Source organism: Pseudomonas sp. LG1D9, assembly GCF_002949995.1.
Classification (GTDB): Bacteria; Pseudomonadota; Gammaproteobacteria; order Pseudomonadales; family Pseudomonadaceae; genus Aquipseudomonas; species Aquipseudomonas proteolytica.
Genome location: NZ_CP026881.1, coordinates 5,222,089 through 5,241,305, shown reverse-complemented (window position 1 = coordinate 5,241,305; position 19,217 = coordinate 5,222,089). Strand labels below are relative to the sequence as shown.

General features: G+C 60.0%; 11 protein-coding genes. 9 read left to right on the top strand and 2 right to left on the bottom strand.

Annotated features, from left to right (window positions below):
• Nucleotides 1-2 precede the first annotated feature (2 nt).
• From C5F71_RS24255 to C5F71_RS24230, 6 genes are all read left to right on the top strand, one after another.
• The gene (locus C5F71_RS24255) at nucleotides 3-935 is read left to right on the top strand and encodes a DUF58 domain-containing protein (protein ID WP_029294789.1); all 933 of its coding nucleotides are present in this window, start codon (nucleotides 3-5) and stop codon (nucleotides 933-935) included.
• The gene (locus tag C5F71_RS24250) at nucleotides 932-1,426 is read left to right on the top strand and encodes a DUF4381 domain-containing protein (protein ID WP_029294787.1); all 495 of its coding nucleotides are present in this window, start codon (nucleotides 932-934) and stop codon (nucleotides 1,424-1,426) included. Before C5F71_RS24255 ends, C5F71_RS24250 begins: the two co-directional genes overlap by 4 nt.
• Complete coding sequence (locus C5F71_RS24245; RefSeq protein ID WP_104912152.1) at nucleotides 1,419-2,507, top strand: VWA domain-containing protein; 1,089 nt, start codon at nucleotides 1,419-1,421, stop codon at nucleotides 2,505-2,507. The genes C5F71_RS24250 and C5F71_RS24245 overlap by 8 nt, the downstream gene beginning before the upstream one ends.
• Nucleotides 2,504-4,240 carry a VWA domain-containing protein gene (locus C5F71_RS24240; RefSeq protein ID WP_104912151.1) on the top strand — a complete coding sequence of 579 codons (1,737 nt, stop codon included), beginning with the start codon at nucleotides 2,504-2,506 and terminating at the stop codon, nucleotides 4,238-4,240. The genes C5F71_RS24245 and C5F71_RS24240 overlap by 4 nt, the downstream gene beginning before the upstream one ends.
• Entirely contained in the window at nucleotides 4,237-5,877 is a 1,641-nt protein-coding gene (locus C5F71_RS24235) for a BatD family protein (RefSeq protein WP_092235780.1), read from the top strand. The genes C5F71_RS24240 and C5F71_RS24235 overlap by 4 nt, the downstream gene beginning before the upstream one ends.
• 591 nt (nucleotides 5,878-6,468) lie before the next feature.
• Entirely contained in the window at nucleotides 6,469-9,528 is a 3,060-nt protein-coding gene (locus tag C5F71_RS24230; protein WP_158682890.1) for a hypothetical protein, read from the top strand.
• Nucleotides 9,529-9,607: 79 nt separating this feature from the next.
• On the opposite strand, the gene C5F71_RS24225 is transcribed toward C5F71_RS24230, so the two are convergent.
• On the bottom strand, nucleotides 9,608-11,521 hold the full coding sequence (locus C5F71_RS24225) for a hypothetical protein (protein ID WP_104912149.1): 1,914 nt from the start codon (nucleotides 11,519-11,521) through the stop codon (nucleotides 9,608-9,610).
• A 99-nt stretch (nucleotides 11,522-11,620) separates the two neighbouring features.
• The gene (locus C5F71_RS24220) at nucleotides 11,621-13,567 is read right to left on the bottom strand and encodes a hypothetical protein (RefSeq protein ID WP_104912148.1); all 1,947 of its coding nucleotides are present in this window, start codon (nucleotides 13,565-13,567) and stop codon (nucleotides 11,621-11,623) included.
• A gap of 238 nt (nucleotides 13,568-13,805) precedes the next feature.
• Between C5F71_RS24220 and C5F71_RS24215 the strand changes: the two genes are divergently transcribed.
• The 3 genes from C5F71_RS24215 to C5F71_RS24205 all read left to right on the top strand — a co-directional run bounded on the left by C5F71_RS24215 (nucleotide 13,806) and on the right by C5F71_RS24205 (nucleotide 19,217).
• Nucleotides 13,806-14,090, top strand: coding sequence for a hypothetical protein (locus C5F71_RS24215; protein WP_104912147.1), 285 nt, complete (start codon nucleotides 13,806-13,808; stop codon nucleotides 14,088-14,090).
• A 250-nt stretch (nucleotides 14,091-14,340) separates the two neighbouring features.
• Nucleotides 14,341-15,582 carry an exonuclease SbcCD subunit D C-terminal domain-containing protein gene (locus tag C5F71_RS24210; protein ID WP_029294773.1) on the top strand — a complete coding sequence of 414 codons (1,242 nt, stop codon included), beginning with the start codon at nucleotides 14,341-14,343 and terminating at the stop codon, nucleotides 15,580-15,582.
• Nucleotides 15,579-19,217: an AAA family ATPase gene (locus C5F71_RS24205; protein WP_104912146.1), complete on the top strand. Its 3,639-nt coding sequence runs from the start codon at nucleotides 15,579-15,581 to the stop codon at nucleotides 19,215-19,217. The genes C5F71_RS24210 and C5F71_RS24205 overlap by 4 nt, the downstream gene beginning before the upstream one ends.

Sequence of the window (19,217 nt, the reverse complement as noted above, 5' to 3'; positions counted from 1 at the left end):
CCATGAACGCCGGCGATGGAATCCGTATTTCCCTCAGCGAGTTGATCGAGATGCGTCATCGCGTGCGGGAGGTGCAACTGTTTTCGACGCCGAGCCAGCGCAGCCCGTTGATCGGCCTGCACCACTCCAAGCTGCGCGGGCGCGGGGTCGACTTCGATCAAGTGCGGGTGTACCAGGCGGGTGACGATGTGCGCACCATCGACTGGCGGGTCACGGCGCGTACCCAGGAGCCCCACACCAAGCTGTTCCATGAAGAGCGCGAGCGGCCGATCTTTATCATGGTCGAGCAAAGCTGCCGGCTGTTCTTCGGCTCCGGGCTGATGTTCAAGTCGGTTCTCGCAGCGCAAGCCGCGAGCCTGATCGGCTGGGCCGCGCTGGGGCACAACGACCGGGTGGGCGGCCTGGTGTTCGGTGATAACGAGCACTATGAAATCAAGCCACGACGCAGCAAGCAAAGCCTGCTGCAACTGCTCAACCGCCTGGTACGGGTCAACCAGAGCCTCGACACCGAGAGCCGCCCCGAAGCCGATGCCCTGGGCATGGCCCTGCGCCGTGGCCGCGAAGTACTGCGCCCCGGCAGCCTGGTGATTGTGATCTGCGATGAACGTGCCCTGACCGAAGGTGCTGAACAACAACTGAGTTTGTTGTCGCGCCATTGCGACCTGTTGCTGCTGCCCGTCTCGGACCCGTTGGACCACGCCCTGCCCGCCGCCGGCCTGCTGCGCTTTGCCGAACGGGGCGCACAACTGGAAATCGACACCTTGAACTTCGAGCTGCGCCAAGCCTACAAGGCCCAGGCCGAAGCCCGCATCGCCCGCTGGGAACTGCTCGCGCAAAAGCTACGGGTATTGCTGATGCCCTTGAGCACCCAGAGCGAAATGGTCGAGCAACTGCGCGAATACCTCAACCCGCAACGCCCGGTGAAAAAGCCATGAGCAGCCTGGACCAACTGCAACCGCTGATTGCCCCGCCGGCCATTGGGTTCTGGCCTCCGGCGCCCGGCTGGTGGCTGTTGCTGGGGTTGATCCCCCTGCTGGGTTGGGGCCTGTGGTGGCTGCGCCGCTTTCTGCCGGGCAAACGCCCGCTGGCCCGGGCCGAACAACCCCTGGACCCCGTGCGCATCGCCGCCCTCGCGGAACTGGCGCTGATGCCCAAACCCTACGATGGCGCGCCGGCCGGCGCCTGGCTGCAGCAACTCAACGGCCTGCTCAAGCGCCTGTGCCGCAACGACTACCCCTACAGCCAGAGCCACACCCTCAATGGGCGCAAATGGCTGGCGTTTCTCGACAACCGCTGCCCGGCGGCCGGCCTGACGCGGTGGATGGTGCTGGTGGAAGGCACCTACAAACCCGAATGCAAACTCGACGACAAGGCCATCGCCGGCCTGACGCAAGCCGTCGACACGTGGATTCGCAAGCATGTTTGAGTTCGCCTGGCCGTGGATCTTTGCCCTGTTGCCCCTGCCGTGGGTGATGCGCCTGATCCTGCCGGTAGCCGACAGTGGCGAGCCGGCCTTGAAGGTCAGCTTCCTCGGCGACCTCGAAGGCCTGGCCCGGCGCCGCGCGCGCATCAACCTGCCGGGTTGGCGCCAACAAGCGCCATTCGTGGTCCTGTGGCTGTTGCTGCTGACCGCCGCCGCGCGCCCGGAATGGCTCGGCGAGCCGCTGCCCATTGCCGCCAGCGGCCGCGACCTGCTGGTGGCGGTGGATGTGTCAGGTTCCATGGACTTCCCCGATATGCAGTGGCAGGACGAAGACGTCAGCCGCCTGAGCCTGGTCAAACACCTGCTGGGGGACTTTCTGGAGAGCCGCGAGGGTGATCGCGTCGGCCTGATCCTGTTTGGCAGCCAGGCCTACCTGCAGGCGCCGCTGACCTTCGACCGGCGCACCGTGCGCACTTGGCTGGATGAGGCGCGCATCGGTATCGCCGGTAAAAACACGGCGATTGGCGATGCCATCGGCCTGGCCCTCAAGCGCCTGCGGCAGCGCCCGGCACAAAGCCGGGTGCTGATCCTGGTGACCGACGGTGCCAACAATGGCGGCGAAATCGACCCGCTGACCGCCGCGCGCCTGGCCGCCGAAGAAGGCGTGAAGATCTACCCCATCGGCATCGGCGCCAACCCGGAGCAGACCGGCACTCTGGGCATGCTCGGCCTCAACCCCAGCCTGGATCTGGATGAGCCGGCGCTCAAGGCCATCGCCCAAACCACCGGTGGGCAGTATTTCCGCGCCCACGACGGTGCAGAGCTGCAAGCGATCAAGGAAACCCTTGACCAGTTGGAGCCGGTGGCACAACAACCGACCCAGGCCCGCCCGACCCAGGCGCTGTACAGCGGGCCACTGGCCCTGGCGCTGTTTCTGAGCCTGTTGCTGGTGATCCAGGAGCGCTGGCCGGACAACGCCCTGCAACGCCTGCTCAATAAACTGTCGACCAGGGGCCACTTCCTGCAACAGCACCCACAATGGCGCCAACGCCTTCAACGCCTGCGCTTGCGGAGGCGTCGATGATCGCTTTATGGCCGCACTGGTTTCGTCCCTGGTGGCTGTTGCTGCTGCCCGTGCTCGGCTGGTTGCTGTGGCAACTGTGGCATCGACAAAAGCGCGCCGGGCGCTGGCAGATGATCCTGCCACCCGCCTTCCATGCCGCCCTGCTCAGTGGCGGCAATGGTCGGGAAAGCAAGTCGCCGTGGTTGTTGCTGGGCCTGGCCTGGTTGCTGGCAGTGCTGGCCTTGCTCGGCCCCGGCTGGCAACGGGTTGAACAGATCAGCCAGAAACCCGCCGACCCGCTGGTGGTACTGCTGGAACTGACCCCCGAGATGCTCGCCACCGACAGCCCACCCAACCGCCTGGAGCAGGCGCGGCGCAAGCTGGTGGATCTGCTGCAGGCGCGCAGCGATGCACAGACTGCCATCGTGGTGTATGCCGGGAGCGCTCATACGCTGGTGCCGCTCTCCGATGACCTGGCCACCAGCCGCAACCTGTTGGATGCCCTGCGTCCCTCGATCATGCCGCAGGCCGGCCATCGTGCCGACCTGGCGGTGGAAAAAGCCCTGGACCTGCTCAAGCACGGCGGCCTCGGCCAAGGCCGATTGCTGTTGATTGGCTCCTCGCTGTCCAAGCAGGAGCGCCAGGGCATTCGCCTGCTGCTCCAAGGCCAGGCGCCGAGCCTGTCGATCCTCGGCATTGGCAGCCGTGAAGGCACGCCGGTCACCCAGGAAAGCGGCGAGTTCCTCAAGGATGAGCAAGGCGCGATCCTTATCCCGCGCCTGGACAGCCCGACGCTCAAGGCCTTCGCCAGTGAAATGGGCGGCCGCTATCGCCAGGCGCGCCTGGACGACAAGGACCTGCGCAGCCTCGGCCTGCTGGACGGCCCGCAAACCCTGCGCGACGACGGCCAGCGCCTGCAACTGGACACCTGGGCCGACCAGGGCTACTGGCTATTGCTGCCCCTGCTGCTGCTCGCCGCCTGCGCCGGGCGCCGTGGCTGGCTGTTCTGCCTGCCGCTACTGCTGCTGGCCGCACCGCAACCCAGCTACGCGTTCAGCTTTGATGACCTGTGGCTGCGCCCCGACCAACAGGGCCAATACCTGCTCAAGCACAAACGCCCGGCCGAAGCCGCCGAACACTTCGAGAACCCGCAATGGCAAGGTGTGGCCCTGTATGAAGCGGGCAACTACGCCGAGGCCGCCCGGCGCTTTGCCGAAGGCAGTGATGCCTACTCCCACTACAATCGGGGCAATGCCCTGGCCCGCGCTGGCGAGCTGGAAGCGGCGATAGACGCCTATGAACAGGCCCTGGAGGCCCAGCCGGACTTGCAGCCGGCCCTGAAAAACAAAGCCCTCGTCGAAAGCCTGTTGCTGGAAGAACCGGAACCCGAGCCTCCAGCCCCCGAAAAAAACGAGGATGACGAATCCACCCAACCCGGCCAAACTGCGCAACCAGGCGACGATGGCCAGCAAACCAGCGGCGGCGAGCAATCGCCCCAGGGCGCGGGCCAGGCGGGCACCGGCGAAAAACAGCCCGGCACCCCGCCGCCTGCGGGCAATAACGAAGTACCCGGCAGCGAACTGGGCGATGAACAGACCACCACGCCCCCTCTGCGCCCGACGAACGACAGCCTCGACGAGGAGCACCGCCAGGCCCTGGAACAATGGCTGCGACAGATCCCGGACAACCCCGGCGAGTTGTTGCGACGCAAATTCTGGTACGAACAGCAACAACATCAGGACAAGACTCGATGAGCCGCTGCACCCCATTTGTCTTATTGCTAGCGCTGTGGGCCGCTCACGCCCAGGCGGCCGACCTGGCCGCCAGTATCGACCGCAGCCGCGTCAATTCCGGGGAAACGGTGGAGCTGACCATCGAGTCCAACGACGTCACCCAGTTCGGCAAGCCGGACCTGTCACCCCTGGATCCGCTGTTCGACGTACGCGGCACCCGCCAGATCAACCAGCTCACCACCCTCGACGGTAGCAACCACGCTACGACCCGCTGGATCATCACCTTGCAACCCAAGAGCACCGGCACGGTGGTGATCCCACCGCTGCAACTGGGCGAACTCAAGACCCAGGCGATCAGCCTGCAAGTGGACGAAACCCTGGGCCAGGACAGCGACAACCAACTGCAACCGGTGTTCATCGAAGCCAGCCTCGACCAGGACACGGTCTACGTGCAAGCCCAGGCCCTGTTGACCGTGCGCATCTACCATTCGGTGGCGCTGTATGACGACAGCAGCCTGGCCCCTTTGCAGTTGGCCGATGCCCGGGTAGAGCAAGTGGGCGATTCACGTACCTATGAGAAAGTCATCAACGGCGTGCGCCATGGCGTGATCGAAATGCGCTACGGGATTTACCCGCAACACAGCGGGCAATTGCTGATCCCCGCACAGATGTTCAGCGCCACCATGGTCGAGCCGCGCCCGGCCCAGGGCACTGCGCCCCAGGCGCCCAGGCCTGGCAAGCTGCTGCATGTCAATTCCACCGAGATCCCCCTGACGGTCAAGCCCAAGCCGGCCCTGTATCCAGCGGACGCGCCCTGGCTGCCGGCCCGCAGCCTGAGCCTGGGGGAAAGCTGGAACCCGGAACCTGCGAACGTACAGGTGGGCGACTCCCTGACCCGCATCCTTACCCTCAAGGCCGAAGGCCTGGCCAGCGCCCAGTTGCCGGCGCTGCCGAGCACCGAAATCGCCGGCCTGCGGCGTTACCCCGACCAGCCGGTACTGAGCAACCAAAACAGCGAACGCGGAGTGATCGGCAGCCGCGAAGACCGCGAGGCCCTGGTGCCCAACCGCGCCGGCGCGCTGGAATTGCCCGCCGTGGAAGTGGTGTGGTGGAACACCCACGAAGACCATCTGGAACGCACCAGCCTGCCGGCCCGCACCCTGCAAGTGGCGGTCAACCCCAGCCTGGTGGTCGACACACCGGCCACGCCCACGGTCATCACGGCACCGGATGATGGCCGCCTGTGGATCTGGCAGCTCACCAGCCTGCTCTTCGCCTGCACCACCCTGCTCGGCTTCGGCCTGTGGTGGCGGGCCCGCTCACGGCCGGCGATCCTGCGCGCCGCCCAGACCGGCCCTAGCCCTCGGACTTTGCTCGACGACCTCAAGCGCGCCAGCCAGGCCAACGACCCCCAGGCCACGCGCCAGGCCCTGGATGCCTGGGCCCGCCAGCAACCGGAAACCCTGGCGGACATGGCGGCGCGGTTCGTGCCCTTGTCCGATGCGCTGGATGGGTTGAATGGCGCGCTCTACAGCGAAAGCGGCCAGTATTGGCAGGGCGAAGAGTTATGGCGCGCGGTCAAGGCCATCCCAATGGCCGAACGCGAACAGGCGCCGGTGGCAGACAGCACCAGCTTGCCGCCGCTGTATCCGAAGTAACCACAATTTTGTGCCAACACTACAACCCCTATGGGCGCTGGCTTGCCGGCGATGGTGTCAGCAAGAACGCCGCGTGCATCCAGAAGCCACGCGTTATCGTTGACGTTTGTTCGCGAGCAAGCTTGCTCCTACAGGGGTATGCACAGGCTTCAAAAGTCAGGTCGGCGGTCAGGACTCCTCGCTTTTGATGTTGATCTCACTCATCCCGCTAAACCACGATGGCCGCAAAATCCTCGACCGCACACCGCTTAAGCCCTTCGGGAAGGGCTTGTCCCCGATAATAGTGGGTCAACAGACTGACCACCGCTATCGCACGCACGCCTCTTTCCACATAGGACCTGCATCATCTGGGGCAGAATGTTCTGCAACACAGATAAACGCCGATCCTTTTCCTCTTCTCCATAGACGAACCATTCGCCGCCACACTACTAACGTGCCACCGCTCTACGCCCAGGGAGGCCTCTACCAGTGACCATTCGTCGTCACTGTCATTTCTGACAGTTACCCACCCCTATCCTCCGGGTGTTTGATCTTCCTCGCCACCAACGCGTCCAGCCAGGGCGCGTTCCCCCTCAGCCAGGAGAGCTCATCATGCCCAAGCATTCAAGGTTTCCTACCGGTCATTCGCGTCCCGCCGTCTGCACAACGGACGGGCCACCGCCCCCCACCCCCGAGCCGCAACGGCTGGAAGACCTGGACCGACCTTATTCCGTCTATCCTTCGGTGCCACTGCAGTTTACCGCACATCCTGAAAACGCTATCCATGGCCTTGGCATTCGCCATGTGCGTCCCTACGCGCTGTTCGCGTTTGAAAATTGGGCCAGTCAGAACATCAACGATTATTACGCCCTTTTTCTTGGAGACAAGTTATTCGACGGTGTAGTCACCGACCTGACTCAGCCCCGTCATAACCTGGCAATACCCGAGGAGAAAGTGCCTATAGGCGAGGTGCTGGGCAGTGGCCTCGTGCGACGGGCCGGCAGCGGTAACGAAAGTACCTCTCCACCTGAACGCTATCTGATCAAGATCAACCGGCCTGGCGGAATCGATACCGATCCTGGCAACGAATGGCATACCGGGCTGGTCATGGCTGTCGAAGGGTTTGCATACGGGTCGACCATTGGCGCAGGCGATGTCTCTGCCGGCGTGTGGTGCCTGATTTACTTGTACCAGTACATTCGCCAAAACGATGTGATCGAATTGTCCTGGGATGGCATTTTCATATTGCATACCGTGAGCCCTGCCGAAGCCGCAGGGACGGGACCGATACGGGTTTTTGTACCCAAGTCGGTCATCGATAAGGGCGGACAACAGGGCGAGTTGACCTTGCGTTTTCGCGTGCGGGATGTGGTAGAAAACTTCTCCGGAGAAAAATACCAGTACTCCAAGCCGTATTTGCTGAAGGCCGAGTTGGACCCCAGTCTGTTGGAGGCTCCGACTTTCCTGGTGGATGGCGCCGTACTCGAATCGCGACAAATCGACTTCGACACCCAAAGTGGCACGATCTTCGAAGTCATCGCCTATACAGCGCGGTCGGTTCCGACACCCAACCCCAGGCATAAGATCATCGTTACCCTGTTCGGCACACTAGCCGACGGTACTCCTCAGACCTTCGTGCAGGCGCCTGAGACCGACAAGAACTTGGGATTTACCTATATTTCCATCGATGCCAGCATCATTAGCCAATTGGTCGGTGGTTCATTCCGGGTGTCATTCCGCTGGGAAACTGACGCCGGGGTATTCCTCGGGCAATCCGGCAGTATCACGATTACCGTGGTCGGTACCCCGGTTCTGATGCCGCCCCCCAGCGTCAGCCCTATTGAGCTTGGCTTGATTCCGGCAGGTCAGAACATTACCGTCACCATTCCGGTTTACGAGCCGCATAATCCGGGCTGGCTGGAAGAGCTGAAAATCACCCACGTACCTGCGGGTGGGGGCGAGGCCATTATCTACCGCAAGGAGCAATTGGCCGGTGCCCAGGGCGGCACATACACAGTCACCGCGGCCGAGCTCGCGCCGTTCACCGGCAAGGGCCACACGACGATTCATTACGAAACCAACGATGGCGCCGTTCATTTGTTGGGCGGCAATGCGCTGGCGATCCGTCAATCGGCGATGCTGGGTGTCCAGATCGGGGAGCGGACGGTGGATATGCCGGAGCCACGGCTGCAGGGGGCTATCGGTAACAACGTCGACCCCACTGACGTGCCCGGCAACGAGGTGTTGGTCACCTTTACTTTCCTCAACACTGTCGCTGGCGATACGCTGCATTGGTCGTGCATTGGTTCCGGCCCTGGCGGTTCCGCCAGCGGCAGCCTGGAGATCAACGGCGCAACGCAGGGCAAGGAACTGCCCTATCCCGTCAGCCGTGACATTCTCGATAAGAACAACAACGGTAGCCTGCGCATCTCCTACAGCCTGGAGCGCCCCGGGCCACCACGGGTGGTGCTGCGTTCAGAAGTTCTGGCGCTCACCGTCGGCAAGGGTGTGACGCTGGATCGGCCCATCATCGAAGGTGCGTCCCTGCACCCGGATCGGCTCAATCCCCTGGCCGCCTTGGCGGGCACCTGGGTCACTATTAAGTTCCGGCCCATGCTCGCGACCGATAAGAGTCTGCTCGAGTGGTTGAGCAGCGACGGGATTGGCAGCGATGCCATCCAAGTACAGGGTAATCCCGACACCCATGAAGTGCGCGCCTTCATTTCGCCGGAGATTATTGCCAAGGGCATTCGCGAAGGGGGCAATCGTATCAGCGTGCAATATCACTTCACCCGCGGCACGTTCCCCTATGCATCGGAAATCGTAGATCTGGAACTGCTGCCCCTTACCGGCTTACCCACCCCATTTATCCAAGGCGTAGGAGACGCCGCAGACCTGACACTCTCGCAGTTGGTAATAGGGGCTCGCACCCTGACACCAGTCTGGCCGTTCATTCATCCCGACAGCCGTGTCTGGATGGAATATCAGGGAATCTATAACAACGGCGACGCCTATCATGAGATGACCTACATCTCTCACCGCCTGGGAGAGGTTGACGCTATCGGAGGACTACAGCCACCCACACCCATTGAGTCTCTCCAGCGGCTCATGGACGGTTCAACACTGACCATTCAGCTGTGGGTAGGCTTCGGTCAAAGCTTGAGTAAAGCATTGGCCGTAGCCTTTCCGACGAGAACCTACAACGTACGTGTCGATTACTTCCGGGACCTGACCGACTTCTACAATTTCAACTGGAACGGATGGGTGAACAGCGTTAACGGCAAAGGTGCCCTGACGATTGAAGGCGCCGAAAACGTCATTTGGCAAGCAACCAAAAACAGCTTCGAGGCCATAGAACCCGGCGTGCAGAAAACCTTCGTCGATTTGAAGGCAAACACTCAATACGAGGTCAGCTTCTACTGCAAAACCACCGGTAGTACCTCACAAACGACAGCCAAAATCAGCTTTGGCAACACGACGGTTACCAGGGCTGTGGCCCCGGACCGAAATTGGGATAGGTTAAGCCATACCTTTACAACGCCTGCAACACCACCCACACAAGCTCACCAGGTAAGAATAACTTTCTCGATCAATGCGACAAGCACCTTTTCCCTCGACCAGATCCAAATACGGGAAATGCCCCGCATGCAATTTGTGCAACCTGCCAACTAGGTGAAATGCTCAACTGACGAACATAAACAACCCGCGACATCCGCGGGTTGTTTATATAACTGTTAGGTGAAGAGCACAGCTATTGTGCTGCCCTCGGATCAAAATACTGGTTCCTTACATTGCCACCCCATAATACGTAAGTGCCATCGGTGCGACGTGCCGCAAAGGAAGGGTCAGTATGCGGTGGGATGGGAGGCGGCGGCGGTGGAAGGACCACGTAGGGAAAACGCTTGATCGAGTACAACTCCGTTACGTTGCTGCGCAGGTACTCAGCCAACTCCGGAGGAATCTCACCGGCATCTTCCATCGCCAGTGTGGCCCCCCAAACTGATACCGCCCCATCCGTGCCGCCCTGCGTAGTGATTACACCGTACGCACCATTTGTACAGTAAACGTCACGAATCAGGCTAGCCATCAGAGTCTGCCGCAACGCCGGATTCATCGTGCCGCCATGAGTGTTCAACCCTGTCAACACGATTGCATTGGTCCGTCCGTCATCATGACGGCTCAGCAAAAAGAAGCTGACATCGTTGGCATACAAGCTGAGATTCCCGTCGACAATAATGGCTGAGGACGAAACATTCCTGCGCAGTCTTGGCGACTGACTGCTTTCGCCGCGCCGGCTGGCATAGCCCGGTACAGCTTTCGCCCCCTTCAACACCTGCCTGAATTGACGCTTCTCTTGAACAGTCAAGGGAGCCCCACCATATTGAGGGGCTCCCCAAGCCTCCGCCTGACCGCTACTGTTAGCCATCAGAAACGCCCACCGGGCGGACCGACACAAAATGATATTACCGCGCGCGGCAAGTTGAGCGGCACTGGCGCTCATATCGCCCCCTTCAGCTGCCCTGCCCCAACTGACCGCTCTACGCCTATTTCGCGTGATGGCGCAGAACGACGCCGTCGCGGCAATGACGGATTGCACGCCACCATCGTCCAGAATACTCGTCAATCGGTCTGTGGGAATGCTTCCGCCACCGGTAGCGGCCCCCCAGACAGCAATGTCGCCATCTCTCCCTATAGCGCAGAAGGAAATCGCCGATGCAACTATCCGAGTAACAAACATCGAATTCAAATGCGCCCGCACGTCTGGCGGTATGTTGCCGCCATTGTTGGGTTGCCCCCATGCGTAAACCCTGCCGTTTTGAGTTAAAACAGCAAATGCATCATCTGCGGCATAAATGGCCTTGGGAGGATCGAACCACAATTCTCGCTGGATCTCCGCAGGAACCGTGGAGACCGGATTATTAACAGGGCCAATCGCACGAATACTGTCTGCGCCGGGAGCAGGATTGTCGAGAATGACGGCAAACGCACTTCGAGTGCTGTAAACCGACTTTACCCCTTGAAGAATAGGCGCAGTGGATGGAATTGTATTACCCCAGCATAACAATTGATTGGTACTACCGACATTCACCAACGCGGCAAAACTAAACTCTGCCGAAAATAATTTTATCGCCTTGTTATTCTTTAGAAAGTTAACTATCTCAGGAGGTACGGGTAACCCCCAGCCGGTCTGCCCTTCCAAATGAACGTCGCCACTGGTTGGCTCAAGCAACGCAAATGCCCCGCCTGAGGAAACGAATATTCTATCTGAGGGCTCCGGGACGTGGAATGAAAAATTACCGCGCTGTTTTAGATAACACCACTCGTTTTCCTCGTCAGATATGCCCTGAAAACCTGAGCGAACCTCGTAAAACTGTGAGAAATACTCACTACCTGTTGTCCCTGCCGAGTCCACCGGCACAACCGAAAACTGCAAAAACTTACCGTCATCTGAAGGCCTGAGTTTTAAATCCAACTGCCCTTCATCAGATAAACGTTCACCATTGAGATGCCAATAGAAGCGTGACAATCCTTCGTGGCTGGCACCATTAGCATCATACTTATATAGGCCGTGCACAGTGGCGCCTACAAATATATCCCCCACAATTTCCACGTCACTTGCACTGGGGACAGCACGAATAACAGCCTTTTCCTTAACATTGCTCATGTTGAATTCTCCAATCACAGCAATCCAAACTGTTGGCAACTCTCTACAACGGCTCCAAATAACGGAAGCCGTAGAGCGCCGTCCAAAACATACACCCCCTTAACCGGCCGGGTCATACAACTCATCTGTTACATTCGCTCCGCCGCCCCAGACAACATACGTTCCATTTGTTCGCCTGGCTGCAAATGCTGAGGGCGATCTTGAGCCGGTAGGATAATAGGGCGGCATAAACTTCAGAGCGTAAAGTCCACTCACATCACCTCTCAAATATTCCTGAAGCGCTTCCGGAACTTCCCCTGCATCCAGATAAGCATTACCACCACCAAATACGGAAACCACCCCACCAACAAAACCTTGTGTGCTAATTACGCCATAGGCTCCATTCGTGCAGCGCACATCCGTTATTTGACTGGCCATCAGGACTTGCCGGGTAGCCGGTGGAATAGCTCCACCTCCTAGGGTTTGGCCCCAAGAAAACAGGTCCTTGGTTCGCCCATCGGACTCCTTCGCAACCATGAAAAAGCTGGAGTCATTAGAGTAAAGACTGATGATGCCATTAGGTGTGACAATTTCACCTAAATTGGCACCAGGGGTAGCACTTGGATCACATTCTGCTCTGTGGCGCGTCGGTGACCGTTGTTGTTGATACCAATCATTGATCCGCATATCTTTGAAGAGTGCTTCAATGCGATTCTTTTCAACGCTTTTTTCAAATACTTTCCCAGCGTCGTTTTCGTCGTCAGAACACTCGTGACCGGAAAGTCCACCATAACCCGATGCGCCCCAAGATTCAGACAGCCCGGAGTTATTGAACATGGTAAAGGCCCACGCAGAGCCTTGGCATAAAAGAATATTGCCTCCGGCAGCGAGTCTTCGTGCAGCTTCGGTCATGGTTCCTCCGTAGCTTGCCGCCCCCCAACTTATCGCTCTTCTGCGCAATTTCGTCACAGCGCAGAAAGCATTGCGATTGGCAACGACCTGTTCAACACCATCCTGATCAAGAATGTAAGTCAAGTCCTGGGCAGAAATTTCCCCGCCGTTAGCCGCGTCGCCCCAAGTCACGACGTGCTTGATTTCAGGGTCATTGATGACTTGCGGACCAATCGCGCAAAACGCACCGGCTGTGCTGATAATCCGCTCAACCTTCATCGTCCTTAAGTAATTCTGAGCATTTAAAGAAATAACTCCTCCGCCCGCAGCCTGACCCCAAGCATAGACAGTTCCCCTGTAAGTCAATACCGCAAACGCGGTTTCCGTCGCATAGATTGCCTTAGGCGGATCGAACAGCAGATTCCTCTGAATATCATCTGGGACCACTCCGCCGTTCGCGGCATTGCCAAATGCGCCGATCGTATTTTTTCCAGGCGCCGGATTGTCATAAATAAAGGCGACCGCCGTACGATTGCTATACACATACTTAATATTATTCAAGTCCAGCTGCGGGGGAATATTAGCCATATTAGTCCCCCACAACAACAGGCGCTTAGTACTGCCCAACACGGGTACCAGTGCACCAAAGTCTCGCTCGGTCGAAAACATACGCGTGGCTGGATTATTTTTCAGGTATTGGCGTATTTCTTGCGAGGGATCACCCGCATGATCAGCACGCCCTCTGATATGAACACTTTGCGTTTTCCCGTCAGTCAGTGAAAAGGCCTGTGCGCTAGCGACAAACACTCTATCTTTAGGATCTGGCACATAATAAGAACAATGACCCCGCTGGGAAACAAAGCTATTACGATGCTCTTCGTCGGTAATATTCTGATAACCATCAGAGATCTCTATCTCCGGCGAGAAGGTTTCTATACCAATGTCACCACTCTCATCCATTGGTGTTACCGAAAACCTGATTTTTGCTCCACTGAGGGATGCCTGTATTTGAAAGTCAAGGCTTTTAGCCTCTATAAAGGAAGCTCCATCTATATACCATCTATATATAGAGTTCTGCTCGGGAATATCATTAACGTAAAAGTAACTACCGCGGACCACTGCACCCGCAACGGCCTCACCGATAATCGTTACATGAGTTGCCACAGGAATTGACATAAGATAGACCTCCAGACATTAGAATATCTACAATCAGCAACCGGACTCAGTGGTCGCGTGAATAAATAGCTAGTATCAACGCTCAAGAACTAGCCTTTGCCCGCTCCATTCGTAATGAAGCTAAATCACGTCGTGGTGTAGGCAAGTACTAACAGTAAGCGCTGCCGAAAAATCACTGTCTACTGTCATATCTGACAGGTAAGTCGACCACTCGTCTGATAATCGGAGTCTTCAATAAATGAGCGCATTCGAAAAAACGCCGCACTGTGCCTATAAAAAGATAGGACTGGCACCTGGGCCAAATCCTCCACGGCCAGGGACGCGACTTCAAGCACGCCTGAGTGACGACTACCTGCGTGGTATCGGCCAGGCACATGAATGGTTCATTGCCGCCGCCAACGTCAAAAAAACGGGACAGATCTATTTAAAAGACCTGTCCCGTTTTCACTTCATTAGACACACCAAAATTCGACTGACACGCCGCCATCGCAGCATCGGCATCTACACAACTTTCAGGCACTGACGAACTCCCTGTGGCGAGCGGGCGATGCGGCGTTCCGACAAGCCCGCTCGCCTCAGGGTATCCAGTTTGATGCGCGACGGCACTACTTCGAAGAAGTAGTGGGGCCTCCCACATTTGCTTTGTGTAGCCCTGAAGACAAGGCGGTGTGTCAGCTGGCAGTTTTTTCAACTGACCCACCGCCTTCTCAGGCACGCCAGCGCCTACACAGGTAAACTCCTCCCCTCTTTACCTCTTCCCCACGGAGTTCGCCTTGCGTCTGTTCCACACCTCCGACTGGCACCTTGGCCAAAACCTCCACGGCCAGGAACGCGACTTCGAGCACGCCTGTTTCCTCGATTGGCTGCTGGGCCAACTGAAACTGCATGGCCCCGATGCGCTGCTGATCGCCGGCGACATCTTCGACACGGTCAACCCGCCGCTCAAGGCTCAGGAGCGCCTGTATGACTTCATCATCAGCGCCCATGAACAAAACCCGACGCTGACCATCGTGATGATCGCCGGCAACCACGATTCCGGCTCGCGCATCGAACTGCCTGCGCCGTTGATGCGCCGTTTGCGTACCCATGCGCTGGGCCGCGTGTTGTGGCTGGACGATGGGCAATTGGATGCCGAGCGCCTGCTGATCCCGTTGCCGGATGCCAAAGGCAAGATCGCCGCGTGGTGCCTGGCATTACCGTTCTTGCGCCCGGCAGAAGTGACCGGTGCGCACCTGGGTGACGACTACCTGCGCGGCATCGGCCAGGTCCATGAATGGCTGATTGCCGCTGCCAACGCCAAACGCAAAAAAGGCCAGGCGCTGATTGCCATCAGCCATGCGCATATGGCCGGTGGTTCGGTATCGGAAGACTCCGAGCGCAGCCTGATCATCGGCAATGCCGAGGCGCTGCCGGCCAACCTGTTCGACAAGAGTGTCGGCTATGTTGCCCTCGGCCATTTGCACAAGCCGCAAAAGGTGAATGGCGAAGAGCGGATTCGCTACAGCGGCTCACCGATTCCGCTGTCGTTCTCCGAAATCGGCTACAAGCACCAGGTTCTCGACGTGACATTCCAGGGCCAAATGCTGGTCAGCGTCGAACCCCTCCTGATTCCGCGCGCGGTCAACCTGCAACGCCTGGAAGCCGCGCCTTTGGCCGATATCCTCAAGGCCCTGGCCGATCTGCCGGATATCGACCTGCTCGCCGAAACCCAGCGCCACCCTTGGCTCGAAGTGCGGGTGCGCCTCGACGAACCGCAACCGGACCTGCGCCAGCAAATCGAAACGGCCCTGCTGGGCAAGGCGGTGCGCCTGGTGCGCATCGCCGCCGAGTACGCCGGCCAACGCGGCAGCGATGGCAGTGACGAAGACACCCTGATCGAACTCGACCAGCTCACCCCCCAGGAACTGTTCAGCCGCGCCTGGCAAGACAGCTATGGCAGTGAAGTGGATGAACAGACCCTGAAGGATTTCGCCGTGCTGCTCCAGGACGTGCAACAGGAGGGCGAACAGCCATGAAGATCCTCGCCATCCGCCTGAAAAACCTCGCCTCGCTGGCCGGGCCATTCGAGATCGACTTTACCGCCGAGCCCCTGGCCAGCGCCGGGTTGTTTGCGATTACCGGACCCACCGGCGCCGGTAAAAGTACCTTGCTCGACGCCCTCTGCCTGGCGCTGTTTGGCGCCGTGCCACGCCTGGGCGATACCGGCCAGGCGAAAATGCCCGATGCCGATACCGATATCTCCATCGGCGACCCACGCACCCTGATCCGGCGTGGCACCGGTGGGGGTTATGCCGAGGTCGACTTTATCGGCGTCAACGGACGCCGCTACCGAGCGCGCTGGGAGGCCAACCGCGCCCGGGACAAGGCCAGCGGCAAGTTGCAACACAGCCGCCAGAGCCTGATCGACCTGGACAGCGAACAACTGCTGGCCAGCCAGAAAACCGAATACAAGACCCAGCTGGAACTGGCCCTGGGCCTGAATTTCGAGCAGTTCACCCGGGCTGTGCTGCTGGCGCAAAGTGAGTTCAGCGCGTTTCTCAAGGCCAACGACAACGAGCGCAGCGAACTGCTGGAAAAACTCACCGACACCGCGCTCTACACCCAACTGGGGCAGCGCGCGTTCGTCAAGGCCCGGGAGGCCAAGGACGCCCACAAGCTGCTGCAGGACCAGGCCACAGGTGTCACGCCGCTGCCGGCCGAGGCCCGCGCCGAGCTGGATCAACAGTTGAGCGCGGCTCAGCAGCAGCTCAAGACCCAGCAGGCCCAGCTCAAGCAACTGGAACAGCAACACACCTGGCTCAAGGAACTGCGCGAGTGGCAAGAGCGCCAGCACAGTGCGGTCGAGCAACTGCAACAGGCCGAACAGGCGTGGCACAGCCAGGGCCCGCAACGCCTGGACTTGAGCCGCCTGGAGCAACTGGCGCCGCAGCGTCATCATTTTGCGCGGCACAGCGAGTTGACCGGCCAGTTGGAGCCCCTGGCGGCGCAGATCCGCCAGCACCTAGAGCAGCAGACAGCCCTGCACGCGCGTCAGGAACAACTGCAGCAGCAACAAGCCAGCGCGCACGGCGCCTTGGCCGTGGCCCTGCAGCAACAGACCGAGGCTGCGCCGTTGCTGCGCCAGGCCTTCGAGGAACACAGCACCCTCGCCCGCCTGACCCGCGAGCTGGCCCAAAGCAGCGAGCAACTGCAGCTAGGGCAAACCGCCTGCACCGAGGGCCAGGCCAGCCTGGATGCCCTGCACACCCAGCAACAGCAGGTTGCCAGCCGCCTGCAACAGCTGGCCGCACAGCTTGAACGCAGCGCCGCCCTCGCGCCCTTGAGTGATGCCTGGAACGCCTACCGCGATCGCCTGCAGCAACTGATGCTGATCGGCAATCGCCTGAACAAAGGCCAGGCCGAGCTGCCGCAGCTTGAGGAACGGGCCAACCGCGCCAGCGAGCAATGGACCCAACAGCGCACTGCCCTGGACCTGCTGTACCAGGAGGCCGGCGCCGAACCCCAGGCCGTGGCCGAGCAGATCCAATTGCTCGACAGCCTGCTCAAGGACAATCGCAAGCAACAACGGGCCTTCGAGGACTTGACGCGGCTCTGGGACAGCCAGCAGCAATTGGACCAGCAACAGCAGGAACTGGCCCGCAAGCAAGCCACCGCCCAACAACAGCGCGAGCAACTGAACCAGACCGGCCTGCAAGCCAAGGCCGAGCTGGCGGTGGCCGAGCAGACCCTGAGCGTGACCAAGCAGTTGCTGGAACGCCAGCGCCTGGCGCGCAGTGCCAGTGTCGAAGAGTTGCGTGGGCAATTGCAGGATGAGCAGCCCTGCCCGGTGTGCGGCAGCGTCGAGCATCCGTATCACCAGCCCGAAGCCCTGCTGCACAGCCTCACGCGCCATGATGAAAACGAAGAAGCCCGTGCGCAGCAAGCCGTCGATAGCCTCAAGGAAAAGCTCACCGAACTGCGCGGTGAAGTCGGCGGTTTGATCGCCCAGCAAAAGGAGTTCCTGCAACAACAGGAACAACTGACGAGCCAGCTCCAGGCCCTGGCGCCGAGCCTCGAGGCCCATCCGTTGAGCGCCGCCCTGTTCAACCAGGACAGCGGCAAACGCAGCGCCTGGCTGGCGCAGCAACTGGGCCAGCTCAACCAGAGCATCACCCAGGACGAACAGCGCCAGGGCGCCCTGCTCAACCTGCAACAAAATGCCGGGCGCCTGCAGCAGCAGTTGCAAGCCGCCCAGGACGCCAGCCAGCAAGCCCGCCAACAACTGATCGACCAGCAACGGGAACTGGCCAGCGACCGCGAACGCCTGGACGAAGAACTCAATGCCTTCGCCAGCCTGCTACCGGCCGAGACCCTGGCCGGCCTGCGCACGGAGCCAGCGGCAACGTTCATGCTGCTGGACCAGCAGATCAGCCAGCGCCTGGAGCAGCTTGGCTACCAGAAGGATGAACTGGCCGAGCAACAACAACGCCAGCAAGCAATCGAAAAAGAACAGGACCGCCAGCAACATCGCCAGCAACAGTTGGCCGTGCTGCAGCAGCAGTTGACCGAGCTGACCCGCCAACAGCAGGCCGCCCAGGAAAAACTCAGCGCGCTGCTGGGCACACATAGCAGCGCCGAGCACTGGCAGCAGCAACTCGAGCAGGCCGTGGAACAGGCCCGCCACAGTGAGACCCAGGCCAATCTACAGTTGCAGGAAACCCGCAACGAGCTGATCCAACTGGCCGCCGACCTCAAGTCCCGCCAGGAACGCCAGCAAGCCCTGGACACCGAACTGCAGGCGCTGCAAGGGCGTATCAGCGACTGGCGTGCTCAGCATCCGGAGTTGGACGACACAGGCCTGGCCCATCTGTTGGCCTTCGACGAGGCCGGCGTCAACCAGCTGCGCCAACAGGTGCAGCACAGCGAAAAGGCCATCGAACAGGCCAAGGTCCTCCTGCAGGAACGCGAGCAACGCCTCAAGGACCACCAGGCCTTGCACAATGGCAACCTCGATGCCGAACAGCTGGACAGTGCCCTGGCCGATCTCAACCAGCAATTGGACAGCGGTGAAAAACACTGCGCCGAACTGCGCGCCCAACAAGCCGAAGACCAGCGACGCCAGGACGCCAACCAGACACTGGCGCTCACCACCGCCAAGGCCTATGAAGAGTGGCAGCGCTGGGCCCGGCTCGATGCGCTGATCGGTTCGGCCACCGGCGACAAATTCCGCAAGTTTGCCCAGGCCTACAACCTCGACCTGCTGGTGCACCACGCCAACGTGCAACTGCGTCAACTGGTGCGCCGCTACCGCCTCAAGCGCGGCGGCAGCATGCTGGGCCTGCTGGTGCTGGACACAGAGATGGGCGATGAACTGCGCTCGGTGCACTCGCTGTCCGGTGGCGAGACGTTCCTGGTCTCCCTGGCCCTGGCGCTGGGGTTGGCGTCGATGGCCTCCAGCACCTTGAAGATCGAGTCGTTGTTTATCGACGAAGGCTTCGGCAGCCTGGATCCCGAATCCTTGCAACTGGCGATGGACGCCCTGGACGGCCTGCAGGCCCAGGGGCGCAAGGTGGCGGTGATCTCCCACGTGCAGGAAATGCACGAGCGCATCCCCGTGCAGATCCAGGTCAAGCGCCAAGGCAATGGCTTGAGCACCCTGGAGGTGAAGTGA